Annotated in this window: 2 protein-coding genes; one reads left to right on the top strand and one right to left on the bottom strand. The window is 72.1% G+C overall.

Annotated elements, in window-relative coordinates:
- Window positions 1–129: 129 nt before the first annotated feature.
- Complete coding sequence (locus tag GT354_RS46030) at window positions 130–1,458, bottom strand: D-arabinono-1,4-lactone oxidase (protein ID WP_161363495.1); 1,329 nt, start codon at window positions 1,456–1,458, stop codon at window positions 130–132.
- A 152-nt stretch (window positions 1,459–1,610) separates the two neighbouring features.
- On the opposite strand from GT354_RS46030, the gene GT354_RS46025 reads away from it, so the two are divergent.
- The coding region (locus GT354_RS46025; protein ID WP_161363493.1) for a ferrochelatase at window positions 1,611–2,667 on the top strand (1,057 nt) is incomplete at its 3' end.

The following is a 2,667-nucleotide window of genomic DNA, read 5'->3' as shown; positions in this document are numbered from 1 at the left end:
GCGCGGGCAACGGCCAGGACGCAGGCACGGGCGGCGACAAGAACGCGAGCGGCGGCGACGCGGCCGGCCGCAACGCCGACCAGGGCGCGGGCGGGGACGCGACGCCGTGAGCGCCCACGCCGTGGGCGCTCAGTCGCCCAGCACGCGCCGCAGGTAGTCGTTGCCGAAGCGGCGCTCCGGGTCCACCCGGTCCCGGAGCGCCGTGAAGTCGGCGAACCGCGGGTACGACCGGGCGAAGTACTCGGCGTCGCGGGTGTGCATCTTTCCCCAGTGCGGACGCCCGCCGTGGGCCACCATGATCTTCTCGACCTCGGTGAAGTAGCGCTCGTGCGGCGTCCCCTTGTACATGTGCACCGCGATGTACGCGGTGTCGCGCCCCGACGCCGTGGACAACCACAGGTCGTCCCCCGGTGCGACGCGCACCTCGACGGGGAAGTTGATCGGCAGCCCCGACGCCTCGACGAAGGCCCGCACCTCGGCGAGCGCCGCGGTCGCGTCGGCACGGGCGAGGGCGTACTCCATCTCGATGAAACGCACCCGGCGCGGGCTGGTGAAAACCTTGTGCGACGTGTCGGAGTAGGAGCGCGCGGACAACGCGCGACTGGAGAGTCGAGCGATCGCGGGAACCGTCCTGGGCGCGGCCTTGCCGATCCGGCACGCGAGCGAGAACACCCCGTTGGACAGCAATTCGTCGTCGAGCAGGAAACGCGCCTTGGAAAGCGGCTTCGCCGGCCCCGCGATGCGGTTGTTCCGCTTCACATTGCAGTTGTCGGTGTGCGGGAACCAATAGAACTCGAAATGCTCGTTGTCGGCGCACAACGCGTCGAAGGACCCGAGCACGGCGTCGAGCTTCATCGGTTCCTCGTGCGCCTCCAACAGGAAGCTCGGCTCGACCGCGAACGTCAGCGCCGTCACCACGCCCAGCGCGCCCAGTCCCACGCGCGCACCCGCGAACAGTTCGGCGTTCTCGGTCGCCGAACACGTGGTGATCTCGCCGTCGGCGAGCACTATCTCCATGCCGCGTATCTGCGCCGCGAGCGAGCCCGAGACCCTGCCCGTGCCGTGGGTGCCCGTGGAGGTCGCGCCGGCCAGGCTCTGCACCTGGATGTCGCCCATGTTGGTCAGGGCCAGGCCGTACCCGGCGAGCAACGTGTTGAAGTCGCTCAGCCGCATGCCCGAGCCGACCGTGATCGTCCCCGCGGCCCGGTCCAGGGCGTGCACCGCGGTCAGCCCCTCCGGCCGGATCTGCACGCCGTCGGTGTTGGCGACCGACGTGAACGAGTGACCCGCCCCCACGGCCTTGACCGCCAAGCCCTGGGACGCCGCCTTGCGAATCGCCGACGAGACCTCCTCGGCGGAGCGCGGGGTGATCACGGAGTGCGGGCGCGCGGACTGGTTACCGGCCCAGTTGCGCCAGGTCGGGGGCGTCTTGGAGACGGCGGGGGTGGCGCTGCTCAACGGGTTCCTCCTGGGTCGCCGTGGGTTCCGGCGGACATTACCCGCCGGTCACGGGGCCGGGAAGGGGGCGGGCGCGGATGGGCCGCAACTCACGCGGCGCGACGCGTGGCGGGGCGTGAGGCCGCCGCCTCGACGATGCGAGGATCACAGGCATGCACGCGACACAGGCCCCCGACCCCCGTCCGTTCGACGCGCTCCTGGTGCTCTCCTTCGGCGGCCCCGACGCCCCCGACGAGGTGCTGCCCTTCCTGGAGAACGTGACCGCCGGACGCGGGGTGCCCCGCGAACGCCTGAAGGAGGCCGCCGGGCACTACCACCACTTCGGCGGGGTCAGCCCGATCAACGCCCAGAACCGCGCTCTGGTCGCGGCCGTCGAAACCGACCTGGACGCGCGAGGGGTCGCGCTGCCCGTGTACTGGGGCAACCGCAACTGGCGTCCCTATCTCGCGGACACCGTGCGGCGGATGGCCGACGACGGGATCCGGCACGCCGCCGTGCTGGTGACCAGCGCCTACGCGTCCTATTCGGGGTGTGCGCAGTATCACGAGAACCTGCTCGCGGCCCGAGCCGAAGTCGGCGAGCGGGCACCGGTGTTCGACAAGCTGCGGCACTTCTTCAACCACCCCGGCTTCGTCGAGCCGCTCGTCGACCACGTCACGGCCGCGCTCGCCGAACTGGCCGAGGACGTGCGGGCGAACGCGCGCCTGGTCATGGTCACCCATTCGATTCCCGCGGTGACCGCGCGCACCGCCGGCCCCGGCGGCGGTGCCTACGTCGCGCAGCATCGCGAGACGGCCCGACTGGTCGCCGAGGGCGTGGCCCGCGCGGTGGGCCGCGAGCACGACTGGGACCTCGTGTACTCCAGTCGCAGCGGCCCGCCGCAGGTGCCGTGGCTGGAGCCGGACGTCAACGACCATCTCGTCGCACTGCGGGCAGACGGCGTGCCGGCCGCGGTGCTCGTGCCGATCGGGTTCCTGTCCGATCACATGGAGGTCGGCTACGACCTCGACGTGGAGGCCGCCGCGACGGCCGCGCGGATCGGGCTGCCGATCGCCCGGGCGGCGACCACCGGGGCCGATCCGCGCTTCGCCGCGGCGGTGGGTGAACTGGTTCTGGAACGGGCCGCGACGCTGCGCGGCGAGGCCGCGGGGCGCTGCGCGATCGGTGCGCTCGGCCCGAGCCACGACGTGTGCCCGATCGGCTGCTGCC

This window comes from Streptomyces sp. SID3343, assembly GCF_009865215.1.
Classification (GTDB): Bacteria; Actinomycetota; Actinomycetes; order Streptomycetales; family Streptomycetaceae; genus Embleya.
Note: the sequence above shows the minus strand (reverse complement) of the source record. Positions and strands in the feature narration are given on the sequence as shown.